The sequence below is a fragment of the Novosphingobium sp. BL-52-GroH genome (genome assembly GCF_044813085.1).
In the GTDB taxonomy this organism is placed as follows: domain Bacteria; phylum Pseudomonadota; class Alphaproteobacteria; order Sphingomonadales; family Sphingomonadaceae; genus Novosphingobium.
Genome location: NZ_CP171152.1, coordinates 674,082 through 698,772 on the forward strand (window position 1 = coordinate 674,082; position 24,691 = coordinate 698,772).

The 24,691-nt window shown below is 67.4% G+C and carries 20 protein-coding genes and 2 tRNA genes; 5 read left to right on the plus strand and 17 right to left on the minus strand.

Features of this window, described 5'->3' with window-relative positions; genetic code table 11:
- Positions 1-70 precede the first annotated feature (70 nt).
- The 8 genes from addA to ACFFDA_RS15825 all read right to left on the minus strand — a co-directional run bounded on the left by addA (position 71) and on the right by ACFFDA_RS15825 (position 13,426).
- The gene (gene addA, locus ACFFDA_RS15790) at positions 71-3,589 is read right to left on the minus strand and encodes a double-strand break repair helicase AddA (protein ID WP_404481623.1); all 3,519 of its coding nucleotides are present in this window, start codon (positions 3,587-3,589) and stop codon (positions 71-73) included.
- Complete coding sequence (gene addB / locus ACFFDA_RS15795; protein ID WP_404481625.1) at positions 3,586-6,603, minus strand: double-strand break repair protein AddB; 3,018 nt, start codon at positions 6,601-6,603, stop codon at positions 3,586-3,588. Before addB ends, addA begins: the two co-directional genes overlap by 4 nt.
- The gene (locus tag ACFFDA_RS15800) at positions 6,596-7,321 is read right to left on the minus strand and encodes a nucleotidyltransferase family protein (protein WP_404481626.1); all 726 of its coding nucleotides are present in this window, start codon (positions 7,319-7,321) and stop codon (positions 6,596-6,598) included. The genes addB and ACFFDA_RS15800 overlap by 8 nt, the downstream gene beginning before the upstream one ends.
- Complete coding sequence (locus ACFFDA_RS15805; protein ID WP_404481628.1) at positions 7,318-8,316, minus strand: aminoglycoside phosphotransferase family protein; 999 nt, start codon at positions 8,314-8,316, stop codon at positions 7,318-7,320. The genes ACFFDA_RS15800 and ACFFDA_RS15805 overlap by 4 nt, the downstream gene beginning before the upstream one ends.
- Entirely contained in the window at positions 8,313-8,774 is a 462-nt protein-coding gene (gene tsaE, locus ACFFDA_RS15810; RefSeq protein WP_404481629.1) for a tRNA (adenosine(37)-N6)-threonylcarbamoyltransferase complex ATPase subunit type 1 TsaE, read from the minus strand. Before tsaE ends, ACFFDA_RS15805 begins: the two co-directional genes overlap by 4 nt.
- Positions 8,771-11,131 (minus strand): PAS-domain containing protein, encoded by a 2,361-nt coding sequence (locus ACFFDA_RS15815; RefSeq protein ID WP_404481631.1) that lies wholly within the window; start codon positions 11,129-11,131, stop codon positions 8,771-8,773. Before ACFFDA_RS15815 ends, tsaE begins: the two co-directional genes overlap by 4 nt.
- 244 nt (positions 11,132-11,375) lie before the next feature.
- Positions 11,376-12,797: an adenosylhomocysteinase gene (gene ahcY, locus ACFFDA_RS15820; RefSeq protein WP_404481632.1), complete on the minus strand. Its 1,422-nt coding sequence runs from the start codon at positions 12,795-12,797 to the stop codon at positions 11,376-11,378.
- 152 nt (positions 12,798-12,949) lie between these two features.
- Positions 12,950-13,426, minus strand: a complete 477-nt coding sequence (locus tag ACFFDA_RS15825) for an S-adenosyl-L-homocysteine hydrolase (protein ID WP_404481634.1) — start codon at positions 13,424-13,426, stop codon at positions 12,950-12,952.
- Between the two features lie 401 nt (positions 13,427-13,827).
- Between ACFFDA_RS15825 and ACFFDA_RS15830 the strand changes: the two genes are divergently transcribed.
- Together ACFFDA_RS15830 and ACFFDA_RS15835 are read left to right on the plus strand one after the other, a co-directional pair.
- Positions 13,828-14,307 (plus strand): peroxiredoxin, encoded by a 480-nt coding sequence (locus ACFFDA_RS15830; protein ID WP_404481636.1) that lies wholly within the window; start codon positions 13,828-13,830, stop codon positions 14,305-14,307.
- A 171-nt stretch (positions 14,308-14,478) separates the two neighbouring features.
- Positions 14,479-15,159 carry an SDR family NAD(P)-dependent oxidoreductase gene (locus ACFFDA_RS15835; RefSeq protein ID WP_404481638.1) on the plus strand — a complete coding sequence of 227 codons (681 nt, stop codon included), beginning with the start codon at positions 14,479-14,481 and terminating at the stop codon, positions 15,157-15,159.
- A 103-nt stretch (positions 15,160-15,262) separates the two neighbouring features.
- Here the strand turns inward: ACFFDA_RS15835 and ACFFDA_RS15840 are convergent, their stop codons facing one another.
- From ACFFDA_RS15840 to ACFFDA_RS15855, 4 genes are all read right to left on the minus strand, one after another.
- Complete coding sequence (locus ACFFDA_RS15840; RefSeq protein WP_404481640.1) at positions 15,263-16,690, minus strand: hypothetical protein; 1,428 nt, start codon at positions 16,688-16,690, stop codon at positions 15,263-15,265.
- A gap of 93 nt (positions 16,691-16,783) precedes the next feature.
- Positions 16,784-17,245 (minus strand): GFA family protein, encoded by a 462-nt coding sequence (locus ACFFDA_RS15845; protein ID WP_404481642.1) that lies wholly within the window; start codon positions 17,243-17,245, stop codon positions 16,784-16,786.
- A 17-nt stretch (positions 17,246-17,262) separates the two neighbouring features.
- Complete coding sequence (gene folE, locus ACFFDA_RS15850) at positions 17,263-17,883, minus strand: GTP cyclohydrolase I FolE (protein WP_404481644.1); 621 nt, start codon at positions 17,881-17,883, stop codon at positions 17,263-17,265.
- Positions 17,858-19,465, minus strand: coding sequence for a phospholipase D-like domain-containing protein (locus ACFFDA_RS15855; protein ID WP_404481646.1), 1,608 nt, complete (start codon positions 19,463-19,465; stop codon positions 17,858-17,860). The genes folE and ACFFDA_RS15855 overlap by 26 nt, the downstream gene beginning before the upstream one ends.
- Before the next feature lie 402 nt (positions 19,466-19,867).
- Between ACFFDA_RS15855 and ACFFDA_RS15860 the strand changes: the two genes are divergently transcribed.
- The gene (locus ACFFDA_RS15860) at positions 19,868-20,476 is read left to right on the plus strand and encodes a hypothetical protein (protein ID WP_404481648.1); all 609 of its coding nucleotides are present in this window, start codon (positions 19,868-19,870) and stop codon (positions 20,474-20,476) included.
- 149 nt (positions 20,477-20,625) lie between these two features.
- Here the strand turns inward: ACFFDA_RS15860 and ACFFDA_RS15865 are convergent.
- From ACFFDA_RS15865 to ACFFDA_RS15875, 3 genes are all read right to left on the minus strand, one after another.
- Positions 20,626-20,702: transfer RNA gene (locus tag ACFFDA_RS15865), tRNA-Arg, on the minus strand.
- Between the two features lie 50 nt (positions 20,703-20,752).
- Positions 20,753-20,829 (minus strand) — tRNA-Arg (locus tag ACFFDA_RS15870).
- A gap of 81 nt (positions 20,830-20,910) precedes the next feature.
- Entirely contained in the window at positions 20,911-21,327 is a 417-nt protein-coding gene (locus ACFFDA_RS15875; protein ID WP_404481651.1) for a (deoxy)nucleoside triphosphate pyrophosphohydrolase, read from the minus strand.
- Between the two features lie 97 nt (positions 21,328-21,424).
- Between ACFFDA_RS15875 and ACFFDA_RS15880 the strand changes: the two genes are divergently transcribed.
- Both ACFFDA_RS15880 and ACFFDA_RS15885 read left to right on the plus strand, forming a co-directional pair.
- Positions 21,425-21,613, plus strand: a complete 189-nt coding sequence (locus ACFFDA_RS15880; RefSeq protein ID WP_404482768.1) for a Flp family type IVb pilin — start codon at positions 21,425-21,427, stop codon at positions 21,611-21,613.
- 123 nt (positions 21,614-21,736) lie between these two features.
- The gene (locus ACFFDA_RS15885) at positions 21,737-21,910 is read left to right on the plus strand and encodes a Flp family type IVb pilin (RefSeq protein WP_404481653.1); all 174 of its coding nucleotides are present in this window, start codon (positions 21,737-21,739) and stop codon (positions 21,908-21,910) included.
- A 148-nt stretch (positions 21,911-22,058) separates the two neighbouring features.
- On the opposite strand, the gene ACFFDA_RS15890 is transcribed toward ACFFDA_RS15885, so the two are convergent.
- Both ACFFDA_RS15890 and ACFFDA_RS15895 read right to left on the minus strand, forming a co-directional pair.
- A complete protein-coding gene (locus ACFFDA_RS15890; RefSeq protein ID WP_404481655.1) occupies positions 22,059-23,552 on the minus strand; it encodes a M48 family metalloprotease in 1,494 nt (497 codons plus the stop codon).
- 100 nt (positions 23,553-23,652) lie between these two features.
- Positions 23,653-24,543 carry a tyrosine recombinase gene (locus ACFFDA_RS15895; RefSeq protein WP_404481656.1) on the minus strand — a complete coding sequence of 297 codons (891 nt, stop codon included), beginning with the start codon at positions 24,541-24,543 and terminating at the stop codon, positions 23,653-23,655.
- Positions 24,544-24,691: the final 148 nt, after the last annotated feature.

The window sequence follows — 24,691 nt, forward strand, 5'->3', positions numbered from 1 at the left end:
ACTCCTCGAAACGGGTTGAGCTGCAATCTAGGGACGAAACCGAAGGACGCAACGGTGGCGGACGAAAGCTTTACTCGCGGGGCGCCAAATCCGGCTTGTGCTCCGCCAGCACGCGCGCTGGCACCTCGATCAACCGCGGCACGGCGGTGTAGAGCAGCGCGACCTCGATCGTGCGCCCCGGAAACGTGCCTTCCAGTGCGGCGGCATAGGCGCCCATCTGTCGCAACACGCCGCGCGGCACTTTGTCGATCGTCTCGGGCGGGCGGCGCGCGCTCTTGTAGTCGACCAGACGGACCCGGCCGGGCTCGATCACCAGCCGATCGATGGTGCCCGCCACCACCTGCCCGCCGACGACGGCCGCCACCGGAACTTCGGCAAGGCTGTCGGGCGAGAACAGGTCCGCCCACGCGGGATTGGCAAGCACCGCCATCGCGCTTGCCAGCAGAACCTTGCGGTCTTCGGGCGAAAGGTCCGCGGCATGGCGCGCCAGCCAGGCCAGGCCCGCGTCCTCACGCCCGTATGCGGAAACTTCGGGCAACCGCTCGAGCAGCTTGTGCACCAATGTCCCGCGCCGTGCCGCGTCGCGCCCGGCGCCGGGCGGAAACGGTGGATCGGGTGCGTCTTCCTCGCCGAGGGCCGACGGAGCGAGCGGACGCGGCGGGCGCGGTTCGGCGGGCGGGCTGCGCTCCAGCCATGCAGGCAGGGGATCACGCAAGTCCAGCTGCGGCGCACTCGCCCTGACCGGCACCGGGTCGCCCGGACTGCCATGCTCGCAGCGAGCGCCCCAGATCGGATCGGCAAGTTCGGCCTCGGGCGGGAAGAGGTCCCGCAGCCGGGCGTACCAGCTCTTGGGGCTCGGTCCGTCGCGGTCCCTGGCGCCCAGCGCCCCGCCGACGAACAGCGCTTCCTCGGCGCGGGTCATGGCGACATAGAGCAGGCGCCAGTGTTCCTGCTCGTCGGCGCTGCGGGCCTCCTCGATGTAAGTGGCGATGCGGCCCTGCTTCTCGTCCTTCGAAAGCGGCGGCAGGGGAATGCCGCGTGCCGTGTGGGCGGGGTCGGGCAAGTCCAGGCCACGCTCGCGCGCGTTGTCGGGATTGCTCGTCGCGTCGGCCAGGATGACGATCGGTGCCTGAAGGCCCTTGGAGCCGTGGACGGTCATCACCCGCACCAGCCCGGCGGCATTGTCCGCCTCGCGCTTCAGTTCGCCGTCGCCTGCATCGAACCAGGCGAGGAACCCGGCCAGGCTGGGCGTGCCCGTCACGACATAGGCGCGCGCGGCGTTGACCAGTTCGTCGATCGGATCGTTCGCCTCGGTCCCCAGGCGCGCCACCAGACGGCGGCGCCCCTGCCACGGGCCGACCAGCAGCCAGTGCAGCAGGTCCTGGGGCGGATCGTAGTCGGCAAGCGCAAGCAGTTCGCCCAGTTGCGCCATCACCGCGCCCACTTCAGGCTCGCGCGATCGCCGCAAGTGCTCCCACAAGTGGGTGTGCTTCGGCCTCCAGGCATGCGCGAGCAACTGCTCCTGGCTCCACCCGACCAGCGGCGAGACCAGCAGCGCGGCCAGGTTGAGATCGTCGAGCGGTTGCGCCGCGAAGCGCAGCGCCGCGACCAGGTCCCTGACCGCCAGCGGTGCTCCCAGGCGCAGGCGGTCGACCCCCGCCACCGGCACGCCGGCTGCATGGAGCCGCGCCACGATCAGCCCCGCCAGTTCCTTGCGCTGTCGCACCAGCACCATGATGTCGCCCGCCCCGGCTCGACGATTGCCGCCCTTGGCCAGCGTGAAGCCCGGCCCCTGCGGGTGCAGCCACTCGCGCACCTGCAGCGCGATGCGCTCTGCCATCTGGCGATCGGGGCGCGACAGCCAGTTCGGCGCGGTACCGTCCTCGTCCTCCCCGGTCTCCTCGTCCTCGACGTCGCCGCCTTCGCTCACTGGGCGCCAAAGCGCGACATAGCCCGGGCGATCCTCTCCCTTGTGCGGCTCTGCCGGCCGATCGAGCCCGAAATTCTCATGGCCGACCCCGGCGATGGCGTCGTCGACGAAATCCAGCACGGTCTGCGCGGTCCGGAACGAACGGTCGAGGCCCAGTTCGAGCAAGTTGCGCGGAGTCAGGTTGCTGCGCAGTTCTTGCGCGTTCTGTGCCGCCTCGCCCATCTCGCGCCGCACGCGGTCGGCGGCCCGGCGGAAGTTCTCGGGACTGGTGCCCTGGAAACGGAAGATCGCCTGCTTGTAGTCGCCCACCACGAAGAGCGTGCGCATCAGTTCCCCGTGCCGGCCACCGTGCATACCTTCGTGTTGCCCGAGCCCGGCCCAGAACTCGCCGGCCATGGCAAAGATGATGTCCCACTGTGCCGCATTGGTGTCCTGCGCCTCGTCGACGAGGATGTGATCGAAACGGCGGTCGAGCTTGTAGCGTATCCAGTCGGCCTGGGCGCGGTTGCCGAGCAGGTCGGCGGCGCGGCGGATCTGGTCGTCGAAGTCGATCAGCCCCTCGCGTTGCTTGGCCTCGTCCCACGCCAGAGCGAAGGCACGGCCCAGCCGCAGCGCCGGCACCAGCCGGTCCGCCAGCGACAGCAGGCCGCGGATCGCGCGGATGCCGGAGATGCACTCGACCACGCGGGCGCAATGACCGACATAGTCCGGGTCGATCTTGTCCTGCGACTTGCTGGCCTTGGGCTCGCCCTTCTGGGTCAGGAATTCCCGCGCGAGGACGTCGATCCCGGCCAGTCGCTGCGCAGCATCGCCCAGCAGCCACTCGCTGATCGCATCGACCGCCGCAAGACCGGTCTTGGTGCCCCATTGGTGGTTGACCTCCATGCAACGGCGCAGCGACGCGACGTCGAAGGCATCGTCCCCGCACTGGCCCGCAAGCCAGTCCCAATCCGCATCGGGCGAAAGGCCGAGCAGGCGCAGCACGTTGGCGCGCATGTCGCCCGCCTGCCAACCGCCCGGCCCGAACCATGCCGAGCGTGCAGATGCACAGCGCAGCAGGAAGCCCAGCACCGCATCGGGCCCATGCCGCAGCGAAAGTTGCTCGACCGCGCGCAGCAAGTCCGGATCGCCCAGGGCATCGTCCTGCGCGCCCACCAGCAGGTCGGCCAGCACCTGGCGGGCCAGAAGTTCACGCTCGCGCTCCTCCATCGGGCGGCTGCCGGGAATGAGGTCCGCCTCCTGCGGGAACGTCGCCAGCAACCATTGCGAGAAGGCGTGGATGGTGTCGATCCTGAGGCCACCGCCTGGACTGTCGAGCACCGAGGCGAACAGCGTGCGAGCGCGCGCCTTGTTCTCGTCCGTAGCCGTCGCCCCGATCGCCGCGAGCCGCATGCCCAGCGCGTCGTCTTCGAGGCGCACCCATTCCGCCAGCGTGCCGTTGATGCGCGCCGCCATCTCGCTCGCGCCGGCCTTGGTGAACGTCAGGCACAATACCTGCGAAGGTTCGACGCTCGGCTGGAGCAGGAGCCGCAGCACGCGGGAGGATAGGACTTGGGTCTTGCCCGTGCCGGCAGAGGCAGAGAGCCACACCGTCTCACGCGGATCGACCGCGCGCATCTGGTTGCCGTGCAGCGGATGGACGGTGGCCGGGCCGCTCATGCCGCGGTCTCCCCGCTGGGATTTGGCCTGCCCGGCTCCGGTTCGCCATGCGCACCGCTGCCGCCCAGAGACGTGATCCACTCGTCGAGCCGCATCAACTGGTCGTAGTCGGCATAGCTGCCCAGTTCGGGATTGAGTCGTGCGGTGAAGGCTTCCTCGCCCAGTATCCAGCGGTCCAGCGCATCGTCGAGATAGCGCTGCGTCTCGGGCAGGAAATCCTCGCGGGGGATGCCGGACTTCTTGCGGCCTTCCAGCACAGGTTCGAATTCGTAGCCCATCGTGCCGTCCTTGGCCTTGGCCATCGACCAGTATTCGAAGGCGCTGGCCTTGCCGTCGATCCCTTCGAAGCCGCCAGCCTCGGCGATCAGCCCGACGAGGCCAAGCTGCAGCGCGAAGCCTTCCTGCACCCGCCGCCCGGTCGGCGGCTGGCCGGTCTTGTAGTCGACCACGGCGAGGCTGCCGTCCTCCCGCCGGTCCAGGCGGTCGGCGCGGCCGTGGATGCGGACGTCGCGGTGGCGCATGTCGCCCCAGGCCTCGACCGCCAACACCTCGCGCCCCCTGCCCTTTGCGGCAAGAATGCTGCGCTCGAACGTCTGCAGCGCGGCCGAGAGGCGCGGCCACCACAGCGCGCGCATCAACGGATGGGCGTTCTGCTCCGTCAGCACTTCCTGCGCGATGGCACGGAGGCCCGCCTCGGGCTCCCCGGCTCGGTGCCACCGCTCCATGATGAGGTGGGCGACCTCGCCCTTCCAGGCGGCGCTCGGCTCGGCATCGAGCCCGTCGATGCTGCGCAGGCCGAGGATGGCGCTGGCGTAGAACTGGTAGGGATCGCCCCGCAGGCGGTCGAGGCCGGTCACCGAAAGGTCGACGCGGCGCTGCTCCGGCGAAGGCATGGGCTGCGGCCGCGGATGCGGCGGCACCGATGCGGCGTCGTCGATCAGGCGGGCCAGACGCAGCGCCCCGCGCTCGACATGGCGTTCCAACTGGTCGCCCAGCATCGCGCGCACGCGCAGCACGAAACGCGAAGGAATGACGGGACCGCCCTCGTCCCGCTGCGCCCAGCTCAGCACGACTTCGGGCGCGCCCAAGGCGGCGGCAAGGTCGTGCGCTGCAAGGCCGATGCGGAAGTCCGCCCCCGGCACGCCGAGCGCTCGCAGTACGGCCGGCGGCAGCAGCGAATCCTGCGCCGGGCTGGCGGGCCAGACACCTTCGACCAGGCCGCCGCACACCACCAGGTCGGCACGGCTCATGCGCGCTTCGAGCAAGCCGTAGATCGCCACGCGGGGATGACCTCCCCAGGGCGGGCGCACCGAGACGCGATCCATTGCATCGCGCAGCACGGCATGCAGTTCGCGCGGGTCGAGCAAGGTTCCGGCTGCGCCGGCGGCAACGCGCAGTTCCTCGACGAACGCACTGAGCGCGCGCCCGTCGGGCCCGCTCCAGATCATGTCACCGCACAATTTCTCTGCGACTTCGGCGAGCAGGCCCAGCAACGTCTCCAGCGGCTCGGTCTCGGCCAAGGTGAAGAGCGGCGCCAGCATCGCTGCGAGCCCGCGCCACCATTCGCCCAGCTTCGCCGTCTCCGCCCGCGCCTCGATCGGCGTAAGGCCGACACCGGGGCGCGGACCGCGCAGGGCGAGATCGAGGCGGCGCGCGTTTTCGAGCCAGCGCGCACGGCCTTCGCCGGCACCGGCGAGCGGATGGACCAGCAGCGCGACGAGCGGCACCGGTGCCGCCTGCTCCGCGACCACTTCGGCCAGCAGCAGCATGAGGCGCCCGGCCGCGGTCTGCGGCAACGGACGACCGGCCGTGTCGTCCGCTTCGATGCCCCAGCGTTCGAGGTGGGCGACGACACGCGCCGCGAGGCCCCGGTCGGGCGCGACCAGCGCGACACGGCGTTCCGGGGTCTCCAGCGCCTCGCGGATCAGGATCGCGATGGCCTGGGCTTCCTCGCCCGGATGGGTGCTTTCCATCAGGCGCACGCCGGAGAGGCGGCGATGTTCGGCCGGGAGATCGACCCACGCCGCAGAAGCGCGGGGTGGCAGGAACAGGTTGGAAATCGCGCGGCTACGTTCCGGCGGCGCGGCGGCAAGGCCCGAACGATGCCAATGCTGCACTTCGCTACGGGCGATTCCCATGCGGTTCAGCAGCAGCTTGAGGTGGTACTGCGGATGCGTGACGGCGTCCGCCCGGGCGAACGGGGGGTCGTCATGCTGCGCGGGATCACCTGCGGTGCCCAGTTCGTCCCAGACTTGCGGATCGAGCGACAAGTCGAGATCGGGCAGCACGACGCTGCCCTGTTCCATTTCGCTCACCACCCGCAGCAACCGCGCCAGCGAAGGCGAGGCGCCGGTCACGCCCGCCGCGACGACCGGATATAGGGGCGGGCTCTCGCGCCATCGCGCAGCGGCGTGGTCGAACAACAGGTTGCGGCGTTCGGGCGCGTCGATCTCGCCACGGCCGGCAAGTTCGGCGATCCAGTGCTGCTGCACCATCAGGAAAGTGCGGGTGTTGTCCGTCCAGTGCCCGGCCATCTCGCCGACGATCCCGATCACGCGGTCGGAGAGCAGATCGATCGGGGCGATACCCTCGGCCATGAGGCGGTCCATGGTGCGCCCGATTTCCCAGGCGCGGCGCAGCAGGGCCGCCCCCTTCCCTGCAGCGTCGCCCTCGACCACGCGCAGATGGTGCGCCAGCCGCAGCCAGCGGCGCGTCGGGTCCGCCGCGGGCGCGATGTCGGCTGCGCCGAGCGGATCGAGCAGCGGACCCAGAGTCTCGTCGAGATCGAGGTCGCCGACGACGACCATGCGCGGCAGCAGCATTCCCGTGCCCGAATGGCGCACGAACGCTTCCGTCACCGTGCGCACCGTGCGGCGGCTCGGCAGCAGCAGAGTCAACCGGGCGAGGCCCAGCTCTCCTTGGGAATAGCGCGGGACGAGCCCCGCCACGAGGGCATCGGCAAACCCGCGATGGGCGGCAATCGAGTAGACTTTCGGCCTCGCCCTTTCAGGCACGCGTCATCCACTCCTCGGTGGGCTTGATCGCCGATGGCTCGCCCACTTCGAACCACAAGCCCATATGCGAGATACCGTAGAGGCGCCCCTCCTCGATCGCGCGGGACCACAGGAGGTTGGTGGAGAACGGCCCCTGGGGCGCGTCGCGCAGCAGGCGATGCGACACAAGCTGGATGCCGGTATAGATGAACGGCGCGACGCGGCCCGCACGGCGGCGCGTGACGCGGCCGTTGGGATCGAGGTGGAAATCGCCCTCGCCGCGATAATTGAGCGCGCGGGTATGCGGGACCATCAGCAGCAGCGCGTCCATGCGCTCAGGGTCCCAGCCCTGCGACAGTTCGGCGAAGACGTCGGTCGGGCCGTCGAGCCAGATGTTGTCGCTGTTCAGACAGAAGAACGGCTCGGGCAGCAGCGGTGCCGCGCGCACCATGCCGCCGCCGGTCTCGAGCAACTGGTCGCGCTCATCCGACACGGTGACCTGCGGCGCGGTCTTGCGGACTTTCAGGTGCCCTTCCAGCGCATCGGCCATGTAGTGCGTGTTGACCACCGCCTTGCCGACCCCGGCGCTGCCCAGCTTGTCGAGCGCATGGTCGATCAGCGACTTGCCGGCGACGCGTACCAGCGGCTTGGGCTGCGTGGCGGTGAGCGGGCGCATCCGCTTGCCCAGCCCAGCCGCCAGGATCATCGCCGTGTCGCTGGCGAGCGGTTTGGAACTCATCGGTCGAACGTGCCCCCGTCGGCATCGCGCAAGGCGGCCGGAATATTGGCGTCGAACCACGCCGCGACCGGCGCCAACGCGGGATGCGCGAGGTCGCGCTCCAGCAGGGCCCAGACGCGCGGGATCAGGTCGAGGTAGCGCGGTTTGCCGTCGCGCCGCCACAGCCGCACGAAGATGCCGACGATCTTGGTGTTGCGCTGCGCGCCCAGCCGCGCGTAGTCGGCCAGCAGGGTATCGGCATCGGCACCGGACCGCTGCACGTAATGGTCGAACATCGCCGCTTCCAGCTCGGGCGATACGTCACGCCGCGCATCCTGCAGCAGCGAAACCAGATCGTAGGCCGGATGCCCGACCAGCGCATCCTGGAAGTCGAGCAGGCCCTGCTTCTCCAGGCTGCCCAGCAGCATGATGTTCTCGGCATGATAGTCGCGCAGCACGGTCACTCCGGGGCGCTGGCGGGCGAGCAGTTCGCCCAGCACTTGCTCCCAGGCGGCTACGAAGCCGGCGGCATCGACGTAGAGGTTCTGCGCGGTGCAGTACCAGTCGACGAACAGCCGGGCCTCGCGCTGGTACTCGCTGAGCGAATAGGCGAGGAACGGGCCGGGCGGCAACTGGTGGAGCCTCGCCAGTTCGCCGACCGCGGCGGTGTAGATCGCGGTTTCGTCGTCCGGCCACTGGTCGAGGTAGTCGCGCATCCGCGCTTCGCCGAAGTCTTCGAGCAGGACGAGGCCCTGCGCGGCATCCTCGGCCAGGATACGCGGGGCGCGCATGCCGTTGTCCTCGAGCCAGTGCGCGGCCCGCAGAAACGGGCCGGGGTCCTCGTTGGGCGGCGGTGCGTCCATCAGCATGGCAGTATCGCCGCTCGCCTTGCGGATGCGGAAGTAGCGGCGGAACGAGGCGTCGCCGGGCAATGGCTCGACCTCCGCGCTGGCCCAACCGGCGGCTGCGAGAAATACGTCGAGGCCCGCGGGCAAGGTGACTGGGTTCTGCGTCATCGTGGCATCCGCCCTAGCCAATCCGCCCCGCCCCGGGCAATGGCGATCCTGCCTTCCTCCGCAACTTCCAGCGTAATCGAGAGGCATCCCGCCTCATGTGCGAAGCCGCCGGCGTGATCGGGCCACTCGGCAAGGAGCGCGGCGCCTTCGCGATAGTCGTCCAGGCCGATCTCCTGCGCCTCGTCGGGATGTTTCAGACGATAGAAATCGGCATGGACCAGCGGCAGGCGCACGCCCGGCCGACCCGGGGGCGGCGGATCGTAAACTTCGATGATGGCGAAGCTGGGGGACGGAACCTCGCCCTCGTGGCCCAGGCCGGCGATGATCGCGCGGGCCAGCGTGGTCTTGCCCGCTCCGAGCCCGCCGGCAAGCGCGACGACGTCGCCGGCACGCAGTTCCCGTGCGATCGCCCGACCGAAACGATCCATCGCGGCGAGATCAGGCAGGGCGATGGTCATGGCAGCTCGATCACTGCGCTGGTGCCTTTGCCCGGCTCGGAGACGAGGCGCAGGTTGCCGCCATGCGCCTCGACGAGCTGCCGGGCGAGCGGCAGGCCGAGACCGCGCAGGCGGTCGACGCTCTTGCCGTCGGCGCTCACCTTCATGCCGTCGAGCGCGCGAGCGAGGCTGCGGCTGTCCATCCCCAGACCCTTGTCCTGCACCAGGATCTGCAGGGCATCACCGTCTCCCGAGGACGCCTTGCGACGCGACAGGCGCACGAGAATGCGTCCACCGCGCGGCGAGGCGGCGATGGCATTGTCGACGATGTGCCCGACCGCGCGCGCCAGTCGGCGCCGATCGGCTACCAGAGGCCGCATCAGCCCGTTGGCCTGCAGGTCGAGCGTCAGACCGGCTTTCTGCAGGCGCGCTCCCCGCTCCTCGACGACGGCGCGCACGAAGGGCATCGGGTCGATCTCCTCCAGCTTGAGCGGCAGCAGTCCCGCCTCGCTCTGCGATAGGTCGAGCAGGCTGTCGATATGTTCGCCAAGCTGCGCCGAGGCGCTGATGATGGAAACGACATAGTCCTTGCCGGCCTCGCTCAGCTCACCGCCGAGGCCGATCTCGAGCATCTCGGCAAAGCCGCCGATAGAGGTCAGCGGGGTGCGCAGTTCCTTGCTCATGTTGGCAAGGAAGCGGGTCTTGATCGCATCCGCCTCGATGAGCGCTGCGTTGCTTTCGCGCAAGGCATCCTCGGCCTTCTGCGAATTGGTGATGTCGAGCACGGCGAGCAGCCCGTTGCCGTCGGGCAGCGGCACGCCGGCGAATTCCAGCATCCGCCCGTCCGCCAACGCGATGCGCCCTCCCGTCTGCGTGCGATCGAGCGTCGCGGCACGCACGACGTTGCCGACCGTCTCGGCCTCGACCGGACGCTTGAGGCGCGCGGCGATCTTGCGCAGCAGGCTCTCGATATGCGGGTGAGTGTCGAGGAAATCGCTGTCCAGTCCCCAGTCGGCGGCGAAGCGGCGGTTCCAGATCTGCATGCGACCGTCCGGTGCGAAGACCGCGATCGATTCGAACAGGCTGTCGAACGTCGCCGTGCGGGTCCGCAACAGCGTGTCGCGCATGGCCGAGAGACGCAGTTGCTCGGTGCGATCCTCGACGATAAGCAGCAACCCGCCATCGGGCACCGGCTGCGCAACGATGCGCATGTGCGTGCCGTCGGCCAGCGCCCAGGCTTCCTCCTGCGTGCTGCCGGCAGAGAACCAGGCGGCCTTCTCGCGACGCCAGGCCGGAAAGTCGCGCGCTTCGGGAACGCGGCCGGCGTCGCGCGCGGCGTCGAGCAGGCGCTCGAAGGCAGGCGGGTCCTGCATCACCCGCGCCGGCAGCTTGAACAGGCGCTGGAACGGCTGGTTGGCGAACGTCAGGCGCCGTCGGGCGTCGAACTGCGCGACGCCTGCGGAAAGCTGGTCGAGCAGTGCCCGCTGCGCCTCGCGGAAGGCGCGGAACGAGCGCGACATCTCCTCAAGGTCTTCGATGTCGACCGCGTAGCCCGCAACGCCATCCTCTCCCAGCGGCAAGTCGCTGACACGCAGGGCGCGGCGTTGGCCAGCGATCGTGGTCGAGACGATGCGCTCGATCGGCGTGCCCTTCTCCATCGCCTGTCTCGCAACCTGACCGGGGGCGAGGCCGTCGACCGCCTCGATCAGTTCGGTGCCCTTGGCCACCACCGCGTCCGCGCTCTCCGCTCCGACCGCGGCGACATAAGCGTGGTTGACGAGCTGTAGTTCCCCGTCCGGGCGGCGGAACCACATAGGCATCGGCGCCGCCTCGATCAGCGAGACGAGGGCGTGGAAGTCGCCCCTCGCCCTCGCCGCCTCATCGCGCAGGCGGGTGAGTTCGGTTTCGCTGTCGCTGAAGTCGAAGACCCAGACCATCGCCGCGCCGCCGGGCGAAACCTGCGGGTCGGCGAGATGGCCGCGCAACGCCAGGCTGCGGCTCGACCCGTGCGGGGTCGCCACCATGCGAAACGGCGCGGCGGTCTTCTGGCAGCGCCGCACGGCCTCGGTCAGTTCGGCCAGCTTTTCAGTGGGCAAGCCCTTGCCATTGCCATCCAACTCCGAAAGGTACTGCGGCATGCCGTCGAGGCCGAGCCATTGCCCGAGGCGCGGGCTGGCCTCGATCCGCCCATCGGTGCGGACCAGCAGCGGCAGCGCCGGCGATTCCTCGACCATCTTGCCCAACCGTCGGGCCGAGCGCAGCTGCGCCTCCGCCCGCTGCTGCCGTCCGCGGGCCGCAAGCACGGCCCAAGCCGCGGCAATGGTCCATGCGCCAAGCAGGAGGCCGATCAGGAGAGGCAGAAAGCGCGATAATTCCATCGCGAAAAGCTATGGTGCGCGGGCGCAGCGCTGACAATGGGGGATGCTGCGAATCTGGTAGATACAGAGGCAGGAACCTGCCGTCCCGGGAGCGGCGCGGTCAAGGCCGCGCCCGCCGCGCGTCAAGCCATCGCCTAGAGCGGACTGCGCGGTCCCGGAGCAAGTCCGCGACGACGATGGACGAAGCCCCGCGTCCTTGGGAAAGGACACGGGGCTCGCGTTCGATCGAAAAGTACCGCGTGGATCAGTAGCGGTAGTGGTCCGGCTTGAACGGGCCGGCCTCGGGAACGCCGATATAGTCGGCCTGCTTCTTGGACAGCACCGTCAGCTTGACGCCCAGCTTCTCGAGGTGAAGCGCGGCGACCTTCTCGTCGAGGTGCTTGGGCAGCACGTAAACGCGGTTTTCGTACTCGTCGTTCTTCGAGAACAGCTCGATCTGCGCCAGTGTCTGGTTGGTGAAGCTGGCCGACATCACGAAGCTGGGGTGGCCGGTGGCGCAGCCCAGGTTCACGAGGCGGCCCTTCGCCAGGACGATGATCTGCTTGCCGTCCGGGAAAGTCACGAGGTCGGTGCCCGGCTTGACTTCCTTCCATTCGTAGTTGTCGAGCGCGGCGATCTGGATCTCGCTGTCGAAGTGGCCGATGTTCGAGACGATCGCCTTGTCCTTCATCGCGGCCATGTGCTCGCCGGTGATGACGGCTTCGTTGCCGGTGGCGGTCACGAAGATGTCGGCGCGCTTGACGGCGTCTTCCATGGTGACGACCTCGTAGCCCTCCATGGCCGCCTGCAGGGCGCAGATCGGGTCGATCTCGGTAACCAGGACGCGGGCGCCGCCGTTGCGCAAGCTGGCGGCCGAGCCCTTGCCGACGTCGCCGAATCCGGCGACGCAGGCGACCTTGCCGGCCAGCATCACGTCGGTAGCGCGGCGGATCGCGTCGACCAGCGATTCACGGCAGCCGTAAAGGTTGTCGAACTTCGACTTGGTGACGCTGTCGTTCACGTTGATCGCGGGGAACGGCAGCTTGCCATCCTTGGCGAGGTGATAGAGGCGGTGGACGCCGGTGGTGGTCTCTTCCGAGACGCCCTTGATCGCCGCGACCGAGCGGGTGAGGTAGCCCGGCTTGGCCTTGAGGAAGGCGTTGAGGGCACGAACGAACTCGATTTCCTCGGCATTGGAAGGCTCGAACAGCGCTTCCCCGGCCTCGACGCGCGCGCCCCACAGCGCGAACATGGTGGCGTCGCCACCGTCGTCGAGGATCATGTTGGCGGTGAGGTCGGGGTTCTCTTCGGTGGCCCAGTCGAAGATCTTGCCGACGTAATCCCAGTAGTCGTGCAGCGATTCACCCTTGATCGCGTATACAGGGATGCCCTGCGCGGCGATTGCGGCGGCGGCGTGGTCCTGCGTCGAGAAGATGTTGCAGGTCGCCCAGCGCACTTCGGCGCCGAGTGCCACGAGCGTCTCGATCAGCACAGCAGTCTGGATCGTCATGTGCAGCGAACCGGTGATGCGCGCGCCCTTGAGCGGCTTGCTGTCGCCGAACTCGGCGCGGAGCGCCATCAGGCCCGGCATCTCGGTCTCGGCGATGTCGATTTCCATGCGGCCGAAGTCGGCGAGCGACAGATCGGCGATGGCGTAGTCTTGGGCGGTGATCGAGGCAGTGGCCAAGGGAAAGCTCCTGGAAGGTGTCACGTCGGCGCCGCAGCCGGGACGAGCCCGACGCAGCGCCGACAATGACGCGTCCCTAGCGTTTTCGCCTTCTGGTGGCAAATATAAAGATATCTTTATATGCCTTGCGAACCAACCGCCGCATCCTTGCCTCAGCGCCCCGCGAGCGCCAGGAGCGGGCGCGGCTGGCGCTCGAGCAGCTGCCCGGCCGCCTCGACCAGCGTGTCGCGCCCCTTCACCAGGGCCAGGCTCTGCGCGACCTGCCGCAGGTCGTGGCACGTCAGCCAAGGGTGACCGCCGCCATACTCGTTGGCCATGACCACGCTCATCCGGTCGAGCGCGCGCTCCGCGCCTTCCTCTCCCGCTTCTGCCGCAAGCTGGGTGCGAAGCTCGTGGTTCGCCTCGTTCAGTTCGGTCATGTGGCTGCTGGTGAAGCGGCCGTAGTCCTCGATGAAGTTGTCCGCCGTGGTCCGGCACCTCAGGCCCGTTACCATCAGCATGATGTCCATCCGCCGCAGCTTCTGAGCATCGCCTTCGGCGGCATTCGCCGGCATCGCCATTGCGATACAGCCGACGGCGCCCGCAGCCGCTGAAAACCACTTGTGACCCTTATGTTCAAAAATACGCATTTTGCCGTTTTCCCCGCAAGTTAATTACCCGCGGGAACGAAATGACATCGATTGCATTTACCCAGATCTGAAGTTCCGTCGTAAATCGAAATTTACCATCCGCTTTAGCTGCGAAATTGCCACAAATTGACCTGATCAATGCGCAATAGTGAACGCAAATCGCTGATGGTAAACGGAATTATACGGACAATAATGGGGCGGAAAGCAGAATTGCGCACACACTTCGTGCTTTCACGACTCACAAGGTCGATGAGACCTCATGCGGCAGCGTTTCGAGTCGTGGGCACTAATGGGTGCAATCGGGCCTAGGGCGAAATTCACCGTACTCTAAGCGTTGCCGCGCTGGCGCGCCTCCCTATATCTCCCGCGACCCGAGTCACTCGCATCGAAAGGACGAATTCATGACCATCGCCGTTGGAGACAAGCTGCCCGACGTAAAGCTCATCAAGGTCGGCGAGAGCGGCCCCGAGCCGGTCCAGTCGTCCGAATACTTCGCTGGCAAGAAGGTCGCGCTGTTCGCCGTTCCCGGCGCCTTCACCCCGACCTGCTCGGCCAAGCACCTGCCCGGTTTCGTGGAGAAGGCCGGGGAACTCAAGGCCAAGGGCGTTGACGAGATCGTCTGCACCGCCGTCAACGACGCTTTCGTGCTGGGCGCGTGGGGCAAGTCCACCGAAGCGGGCGGCGTGACCCTGCTCGCCGATGGCAACGCCGACTTCGCCAAGGCCGTCGACCTGGTGATGGACGGCTCGGGCTTCGGCATGGGAACGCGCAGCCAGCGTTACTCGATGATCGTCAACGACGGCGTCGTCGAGCAAGTCAACGTCGAGGCGCCCGGCACGTTCGAGGTCAGCTCGGCGGACTACCTGCTCGGCAAACTCTGATCCCAGGCCTCTCCTGAACGCCAAGGGCGGCTTTCCCGACCGGGAAGGCCGCCCTTTCGTGTGGACCTACAACATCGGCGGGGCGTTGGAGCCCCCGGGCTCCTTGTCGGCCGCCCGCCCCCACGGTAGCACCGCGACTTCGTTCGACAGGCGTTTGGCAGGGAAAGCATCATGGCACGTTCGGTTATCGTCACCGGCGGTTTCGGCATCCTGGGCGAGGCAGTGGCTAGGGCTTTCCTCGATGCCGGCGACAAAGTCGCCCGCATCGACTTCGCACCCGAGGCAAAGTGTGCGCTCAGCGACGCGCTCGACCTCGGCGGCGTGGACCTCACCGATGCCGCCTCTACCGGCGCCGCGCTCGACCGGATCGCTGCTGCACATGGCGGGATCGACGTGCTGGTCAACGTCGCCGGCGGGTTCACCTGGGAAACGCTGGAAGACGGCTCGATCGATGCGTGGGCGAGAATGCATGCGATGAACCTGCTCACCGCGGCGACGATCACTCAACTGGCCCTGCCAGCGCTCAAGGCGTCGGCCGCCGGACGCATCGTCAACATCGGCGCGGGGGCGGCGGTGAAGGCCGGCATGGGCATGGGCGCCTACGCCGCGTCGAAGTCGGGTGTCCACCGCCTGACCGAAGCGCTGGCCGAGGAACTGGCCGGCACCCGCGTCACCGTCAACGCGGTCCTGCCCAGCATCATCGACACGCCGACCAACCGCGCCGACATGCCCGATGCCGATTTTTCCACTTGGGTCCAGCCGGCGGCCATCGCCGACGTCATCGGTTTCCTCAGTTCATCCGCCGCCCGGGCCCTCACCGGGGCGCTGATTCCGGTCACGCGCGGCGGCTAGATTCTGTCCTGCTCAAGCTGCACCGGCCCGACCGACCGGACCCCGCCTGCAAGCGGATGACGCGGGGTGAGGACTGCGTTCAAACCCTAAGGGAATGCGTCGATCACCGGGATCGCCGCACGTAGACGACGATGCCGTCGCGTGCCCAGATGCAGCGCCAGTTGCGGCTGCGGGCGAGTTCCCCCGCCAGCGGCGCATTGTGGTTTGCGTCGAGCACGAAGGCGGCCGGGTGCCACTTGGCGATCACGTCGACCAGCGGGACGATGCCGTTCTCGATGCCGCCGTTGTACTGCCATTCCTGACGCGAATAGCGGTAGTAGCGCCCGTCGTAGGCGACGCGCCAGGCCGGATAGCCGGCGTCGATGATCGCTCCCCCGAACGGGAAGTCGCCATAGACGGTGCCGCGCAGCCCCTCGTGCCGAAGCCGCTCCAGCGCCGCGCGCGGCAGCGTCGGAGCGAAGCGCGTAGGCGCCAGCAACGGCGCGAGCACGGCGACGAGAAGGATCGGCATCAGCACCGTCGCGGGAGTGCGCACAGGTTCGCGTTCGGCGTCCCCGGCGGCGCGGGCGATCACCGGGACCATCGCCACGGCCCAGAACAGGACGAAGCGATAGGCCGTCAGCGTCAGCAGCAGCAACCCGATCGCGACCGCCAGTTCCCCCGCATCCACCCGCGAGCGATGGCGCAGGACCAGCCTCAGGGCCAGCAGCGCAACCACCACGACCGGCACGGCGTTCGAATGGTTGGCGGCGATCCACAAGGGCATCCATTCGCTCGCGCCGATGGCCATGCTCGCCTCGGCATTGACGGCGGAGGTATGGAGGATCGATCCGCCGTCGGGCGTTGCGAAGATCGCCGCGATGCCGGCAAGCGCCAGGACCGTCGGCGCCAGCGGCACGGGGCGGCGGTGGTCGAGCAGCCACGCAATCCAGCCCGGCAGGGCGACGAGCCCCATCGCGAGCACCCCCACGCTCACCGATGGATGCAGGTTCTGCCAGGCGACCAGCAACGGCACGCCCAGCGCGATCGTCGGCATTGGCTTGAGGCCTAGGCGCTGGAGTGCGAGCAACAGGCCAAAGCACAGGCATGCGAAGCTCTGCGGCCGAATGCTGGCGGTGGGCAGCGCGGCAAGAAACGCCAGCAGCAGCGCGAACATCACCGCCGGCATCGGCGCCCCGCGCCTGCGGCAGGCCACGGCTACGGTCCAGAAACCGCCCAGCCAGCACAGCGCGTCGACCACCCGCAGCAGGTTCCATCCGCCGATCCGCCGGACGAACGCCATCGCCGCCTGCCCGGCCCATGCGACCGTCGGCAACGGCTCTCCCAGATGCAGCGCCGAGAAAGGCTCGCGCGTCACGGGCCCCCGGTGGTCGAGGATCAGCTCGCCCAGCTTGAGCTGCCAGAAGATGTCAACGTCCCAGACCGTGCGCAGCAGCAACGCCAGCAGCATTCCCGCCGGGACCAGCGCGAGCAGATGCTCCAGGCGCAAGCCGCGCTTCACCTTGCCGTCATCGTCAACGCGACCTTGCACTGCAATCTACCTGTACGCCCCGGATCGACCCGCCTTTTGCCGCAGCCGGGGCGAGGTTCAAGCGCCTTGTGAACGAAGACTACGGATCGGTTGCTAACGCCCTGCCCGCCACTGCGCATATTCGGCGATGAGTCCCGGATATTCGTCGAGTTCGGGAAATCTGTGGTAGCTGCGCTCAACCCGCGTCTCGACCCATGGCAGCTTCTCCGCCGCCTGCATCTCGACATAAGGCGAAAACGCGCGCGGATCGTCCAGCAGCGTGGCGCGCACGTTCACGAAGCCCATGGCCGGGTCCACCTCCGTGAACACCCATGACTTGCACCAGGGACAATGGTGATGGCGCGCCTCGTCGCCGTGAAGGCCGCCGATCTCGGGATCACCCGAGATAAGCTCGAAACCTTCGGTAGGCACCGAGATCGTGGTCGAGAAAGCGCTGGCGGTCATGCGCTTGCAGCCCGAGCAGTGGCACAGGCTCTCGATCAAGGGAGGCGCGGTCAGGCGGAAGCGCACACGCCCGCAGCGGCATCCGCCCTCCTGAACCTGCGCCTGTCCCATGCCGACTCTCCCGTCGATCAGTAGCCCATCAGGCTGAGCACCTCCTTGCGGGAACGCTCGTCCTCGAGGAAGGTGCCCATCATGCGGCTGGTAATCATGCCCACTCCCGGGGTGCGCACGCCGCGCGCGGTCATGCAGGCGTGGTTGGCCTCGATCACCACGGCGACGCCCTGGGGCTTGAGGTGCTCCCAGATGCACTGCGCGACTTCGGCCGTCAGGCGCTCCTGGATCTGCAACCGGCGCGCGAAACCGTGGAGCACCCGCGCGAGCTTCGAGATACCCACGACGTGGTTGCGCGGCAGGTAGGCGATTGCCGCCTTGCCGATGATCGGCGCCATGTGGTGTTCGCAATGCGACTGGAACGGGATGTCCTTGAGCAGCACGACCTCGTCGTAGCCCCCCACTTCCTCGAACACGCGGGCAAGGTGGACCGCCGGGTCCTCCTTGTAGCCCTGGCAATATTCCAGCCAGGCGCGCGCGACGCGCTTGGGGGTGTCGACCAAGCCCTCGCGCGAGGGATCGTCCCCCGCCCACTCGATCAGGGTGCGGATGGCGTCCTGTACGTGCCCGGGCACGGCAGGCTTGCCCAGCGCGCCGTCCATGGGATCGTCCTCATCGGGACCGACCAGACTGCTCATCCCTCTTGCTCCTTCTCAGCGTCTTCATCAGGCGCATGCGCATCAGCCGTCCCTTGCGCCGGAACAACCCCCGCCGCTCGATGGGCTCGAACATTTCGCCGGGGCGTTCCGGATCGAGAACCCCGCTCTTGCCCAGCGCTCTTTCAGCTTCCGACAACTGTTTCAAGGGCAAGGGCTCGCAATATTTGCCGGTGCGCGGGGTAGCGTGATTCAAGGCATCGATCATTCCCGCCATCGAGCCGTGCCGCCCGATCCCCGCTTCCACTTCCGCTTCGGGAATGCCGCAGTGCTCGGCCAGGAGGCGCAGGCGCAAGGCGGTGATCGCCGGACCGATCCCGGCGTTGCCCGGACGGGCCATGTCGATGAAGACGTCGCACTCGCTGTCCAGCCCCATCGATCTATTGTTCATGTTCGCCGAACCGACGCGCAGGATCTCGTCGTCGACGATCATCAGCTTGGCGTGGACGTAGATCGGCGTGCCATCGGCGGCCATCGGGTTGAAGATTCGGAAGCGCCCGCGATGGTCCGCTTCCTGCAAGGCCTCGACCAGTTCGACTCGCGCGGTATCCATCGCCTTCTGTTCCAGCCACCCGTCGGCCTCGCGCGGGTTCATGATGAGAAACTCGGGCGGATCGTCCTCTGCGAGGCGCTCGCAGACGGCCTCGGCGATGGCCCGTGAGGCGAAGTACTGCGTCTCGGCATAGATGAAGCGCCTGGCCCGGCGGATCTGCTCGACGAAGAGCTGCTCGATCTCCGAGACCTGCGGGCAGCCTTCGTGTTCGGCGCGAGTGCGGGCGATGCCGATCTCCACGTTCTCGAACTCGGCGCGGAGCCCGTCGGGCCAGGGCGATTCCTGCTGCGGGCGGCACGGGGCAAGGTCGTCCCCGCCCGCGACCTTCCACCGCTCTCGCCCCAGTTCGCCGAGGGCCGCGGCGACTTCGCCCTCCAGCAGCATGGTGACGTCGTGCCAGGGACCGTAGAGGCGGCCGGTGGGGCGACGGCGTCGCGGGTCCTGCGGGACATGGTCGGGGGTGTCCCAGCGGTCGGACGTCATGTCGATGCCGCCGCAGGCCGCGACGACGTCGTCGACCACCACGATCTTCTGGTGGTGACTGCAACCGACCGGGTGAGCGGAATCGAACTTGAAGTCGATACGCGGATGGGCCGCCCAGCGCGCCACGTCGAACAGCATTGTGCCGCGGAACAGGTACTTCACCATGGCGAAGTTCCATTTCAGCAGCAGTATCTCGAGCCCCGGCTTCCGCCTGACCAGCCAAAGCATGTAGGAGCCGAGCCGCGCCGGGAATTTGCGCCGCCGCCCGCGCTGCCACCAGCGCCTGCCAGACGAGAGCAGGATGCGGGAATCGAAATCCCAGCCGATCATGAAGATGCGCTGGCGCGCCTCGTCCATGACTTCGCGGATCACCTCGAAGTAATCCGCGGCGTCGATGACGACATAGGCCCGCCTCGCTTTCGCATAGCGCCAGACCGAGGGCGAAACGCCCTCGTCGTAGTCGTCTCCGACCTCGTTTTCGCGAGGGTTCGCCTGCGCGAGCGCGCCCTCTCCCGCATGCTGTTCCATCGTCGACCTTGCTGGAGCTTCCACCACGCGCGATCAAGCCGTGAAGGCCCGATATGTTCCCTTTTGCCCGTAGCGCAGGCCTCGCGACGCACGGCGATTCTCTTCTGGCGGTCCGCTTCTGATCGCACAGCGACCGAAATCCGCCATTTTCCATAGAGCGGAGGGCCGTTCGCCGCGCATATCGGTCGACTCGCCCCTCGCATGAGCAACCGTTCACCCGGCGATGCATTTGGGACTTATACCCATCGGTTACCTCGCCTGCTTTCGTGCGAAAATGCCACGTGACGGCAGGCCGGGGTCCAAGGTCCGGACGCGCGTTGCAGCCCGGACAGCCTTTCGCGCCCCGACAGGGGGCTTGTCCCGGGACCGCCCTCCCACGGTCCCGCCAAGAAGGAGTACGCTATGAAGAAAACGCTCATTGCCGCCGCGATCGCCACCGCCAGCCTCATGCCTGCCGCCGTCATGGCCCAGGAAGCAGCAACTCCGGCAGCCGCCGCGGCTGCACCAACCGTTGGCGCAAAGGTCTTCGACGCGGAAGGCGGCGAAGTCGGAACCGTCGAATCGGTCGCCGGCGACATCGTGACGGTTTCTACCGGCACCGCCCGCGCCGGACTTCCCAAGAGCGCCTTCGTCTCGCGCGAGAAGGGTCTCACCATCGGCATGAACAAGGCCCAGTTGGAAGCCGCCGTGAACGGCGCACAGGCCGAGAACGGCGCTGCCAAGGATGCCAAGATCGTTGCGGATGCCCCGATCAAGAGCAGCGACGGCGTGGTCATCGGCACCGTCACCAAGGTAGTTGGCGAAGACGTGACCGTGGCGCTGAGCAACGGCTCCGCCGCCGCGCTCAAGAAGTCGTACATCGGCCTTGCCGCCGATGGTTCGCTCGCACTGGGCATGACCGCCGCCGACTTCGCCAAGGCGACCCAGGCTGCGGGCTCCGCCCAGGCCAGCACCGAGGCCGGTGCAGCCGCCGGCGGCACGACCGCCGCGACCGAAGGCACCGAACAGTAACTTCGTAATTTCCGCGCCCAGGCGCGGGAATCGCAAGGGCCGGGACCGACTTGAACGTCGGCTTCCCGGCCCTTCTTGCGTTCGGGTTTTCTTTGAGCCGGCCCGGATACGAAAAAACCCGCCAGTGGCGGGGTCTTGCATGGTGATGGTGGTGCGCCCGGAACGATTCGAACGTCCGACCCTCAGATTCGTAGTCTGATGCTCTATCCAGCTGAGCTACGGGCGCACATGACCATCACTATACCAACTACACCACGGAAACCCCTGAAAGGGGAGTGGTGCGCCCGGAACGATTCGAACGTCCGACCCTCAGATTCGTAGTCTGATGCTCTATCCAGCTGAGCTACGGGCGCGTTGGAGGTGGCCCTTTAGGAAGGGAATCGGGTGCGGTCAACGCCTATATCGCCTTCCTGCAAGATTATCCGCTCATCGCGTCAAAGGTGCCGGCAAAGCGCCTCGGCAAGCGGATAGTCTAGCGGCGGCATGGCAAGGTCGCCGATCGCCCCCGGAACCAGCCACGCGAGATCGGCAGCCTCCAGCGCGGCGGGCGTTCCCTGCCAGACACGGCAGGCGTAAAGGAGTATGACCAGCGGACGCGACGGCCCCTTCCCGCCCTTTTCGCGCGGAACGGTCTGCCCGCTGGCAAATCCCACAGTCTCGAGGGCCTCCGCATCGACCACGATGCCCAGCTCCTCCGCCAGTTCGCGCACGACGGCGTCCTCGGGCGTCTCGCCAGGCTCGACCTTTCCTCCAGGAAACTCCCATAGGCCGCCGTGTACCGCATCGAAATGACGTTGCTGCATAAGTACCGTGCCGGAGCCGTCGACCAGCGCCACGGCAACGACCAGCATGGGTGTCAGGATTTCCTGCAGTCTATCCTCCTGCTTAAAGGCAATTTAACGCCGCGGTGCGATTGCGGCGTTCACTCGGGCGAACTCTACGGTGAACATGCGGCTTCATAGCATCCTTTCGAAGATCACCAGGGACGAGGTCGCCACGTCCTCGGTCGAGTACGGGCTGATCCTCGCCTTCATTGTCCTGGTCATGCTGATCGCCCTCCAGGCGATGGCCAGCCAGACCGTGCAGATGTGGTCCGACGTCGCCGAGAAGTCCTCCAAGGCAGCGACCGCGAACTGAGGGCAAACAAGCTTAAACCTTTGTCAACGATTGCACTGTAGAGAACAAATTGTCCAAGGCGCAGAAGAGAGACTGAAGCGAGGCGGACCGGGTACACTAGACTGCTTTATCAGGAGACAATTCATGAAGTTTCTCGCCAAGCTGCGCCGTAATGAAAAGGGTGCCACCGCCATCGAGTACGGCCTGATCGCCGCTCTGATCGCCGTTGCCGCCATTGCCGCCATGCAGGGTATGGGTTCGCAGCTGATGTCGACCTTCGACAAGACTTCGTCGAAGATGTCTGAAGGCATCAAGTAATAGCCTGACTACGGCAATTACTACGAATTGGGGCGGCAGGGAAACCTGCCGCCCTTTTTCGTTTGTTTGCGATCCATTACGCAATGGACGTGAGAGACCGTTTGAAAATGCGTGACAGAGCGCATTTTCAAGGCCGCATCGGCCGATTTCAGTAAGTGACGATCTTCACTTTCTGGCCCGGCGTCAGCGCGGCATTGGCCTGGAGCCCGTTGAGCACAAGGAAACGGTCGACCTTGGCATCGGTGTAGGCCATCTTCGCTGCCAGCGACTGCACGGTGTCCCCGGCCCTTACCGTCACCACGTCGAGCAAACGCGGCTTCACGCTGCCCGCATCGGCGGCCGAAATGCGTCGCAGCGAACGGAACATCGGCGTGAACACGTCCGCCCCGCCCGCCTGAACGAGCGTCACGAAGTGATAGGCCTGCCCGTTGCCGAAGTCGTAGGCGAAGACGACGACGTCGACCGCTCCGCTCGAACTCTGCACGCGCGCAACGCCATAGGCGGCGGGGATGCCGTTCACGGTGGTCTTCTCGATGCTAGAGGGCGTGATTCGCGCCTGGTTTGATTCGGTCAGCCCGGCGAACACGGTGTTGATGTAGGAATCGAGGCCGCCCGAGAGCTTTCCTCCCGAAAATTGCGCCTTGCCCGCCGTGCCGCTGATCGACACCGCGCTGCTGCCGTTGACCATGAAGAAGCCGTCCGGCGCGTCGAAGGCGAAACGCAGGACTGGATGAGTGAACTTGCGCCCGTCTACGACGCCCTGCTTGGGATCGTCGCCATAGACCAGCCCGTCGATTCGGGTCAGGAACGTATCGCGATTCGTCGCCCCCGCCGCGGAATTGCCCGCGTAGGTAAGCGCCGTGCGCACACGCGACGCAGGGTCGGGGTGGGTCGAGGCCCATTCGGGCGTCTGGCTGGTGCCGCCACGCAGTTGCGCTTCCAGGGCGTTCTGCCGCGCGAGGCTTTCCAGCACGCTTGCCATCGCGCGCGGATCGTAGCCGGCGCGCTTGAGGTAGGTGATGCCCAGCTGGTCCGCCTGAAGTTCCTGCGAACGCGAGAACTTGAGCGTCAGCAGTTGCGAGCCTTGCGTGAAGACCTTCTGGCCGAGCTGCCCGAAGGCATTGTCGCCCAGCACCGCACTGGACAGGATCGAGCCGAGCACGCCGATGATCTGGTTACGCTGCGCCGCCTTCTGCCGCTGCGCCGAGTGCCGGGCCGCGACGTGGCCGACTTCGTGCCCGAGCACGCCGGCCAGTTCGGCCTCGTTGTTCATCAGCGCCGTCAGTTGCCGCGTCACGTAGACGTAGCCGCCGGGGATCGCGAAAGCGTTGTTCACCGGCGAATTGAGCAGCGTCACCGTGAAGTCTCCCGTAGCGTTCGACAGGCCGGACTGCACCGCGATCCGCTTGCCCACCTGCTCGACATAGCTCGCCTGGGTGCCGGTGACCGCGCCGCCGAACTCGGTAAGCAGGTCCGGGTGGGCCTTGGCCCCTTGTGCCTTGTCGCTGGCACTGATCGCGTAGACCCGTGGTGCCTTGGCACTTTGCGCCTCCAGCGGCGCGGCGCCCTGCATGGCCACCAGCAGACCCAGCACGCCGAGCGCGGCAGTGGATCGCAGCATGCGTTTCGAATCGATGCCCATGTCCGTCCCTTTCTTGCGCGGAAGTGACCGTTCCGCGTTGTCTTTCAAGTCTTCTTCCCGAGTCGAAAACGGGACGGAGAGCGCCTTGTTCCGAACGCCCTCAGACCACCTTGCCCCCTGCCAGCGGATGGCGCGAATTCACCAGCGCGACCAGCCGCGCGCTGTCGACATGGGTGTAGATTTGGGTCGTGGCGATATCTGCATGACCGAGCAACATCTGCAGCACGCGCAAGTCCGCGCCTCCTTCGAGCAGGTGCGTCGCAAAGGCATGGCGCAGGACGTGGGGCGATACGCGTTCCGGGTCGATGTCGGCGCGGGCGGCCAGTTCGCGCAGGAGCTGGAACAGCCGCACCCGCGTGAGGTGGCCGCTGGCCCCGCGCGAGGGGAAAAGGAAGCGCGAGGCACTCTTGCGAACCGCGAGCCAGCGCGAAAGCACCGCCGCCGCCCGCGTGCTCACCGGCACCATGCGCTGCTGGCCGCCCTTGCCGGTGACGTGCAGGAACGGCGCATCGCGCGGCACCGCCGCCAGCGGCAGCGAGACCAGCTCCGTCGCGCGCAGGCCCGAGCCGTAGAGCAGTTCGAGCAGCGCCAGCAGCCGCACCGCTTCGGGCCGTCCTGCGGCGGCTTCGTCGTCTGCGGTGGCGATGAAGCGTTCGACTTCCTCGTGGCTCAGCAGGCGCGGCAGCGGACGACGGGCGCGCGGGCGGGGCAAGGCGCCAGAGGGATCGTCGGCACGCAGGCCCTCGTCGATCAGGAAGCCGTAGAACTGGCGCAGTGCGGAACAGCGCCGTGCGAGGCTGGATGCGGCCAGACCGCTCCACGCCGAGCCCAGGCCTTCGAGTGCCTTGGTATCCGCGCTCGCAACGTCGCCCAGGACTTCGCGGGCTGCTTCGAGATCGCGGCGGTAGGCGGCCAGGGTATTCGCCGCGGCACCACGCTCGGCCGCCAGCATCGAGAGGAAGCGCTCCGGCAGGTCGGTGTCAACGGGCATGCCGCCCCCGTGAGCGGAGGCCCGGCCGGGCCGGGGAAAACGGCATACCGTGGTCCCGCACCTGATCCGGGACCGCAGCGTACTCTTGAGGCGGGAGCTTGCCGTGGGGCACCGCTACGTGGCGTCCCGATAAAAGTGGGCGCGGCCT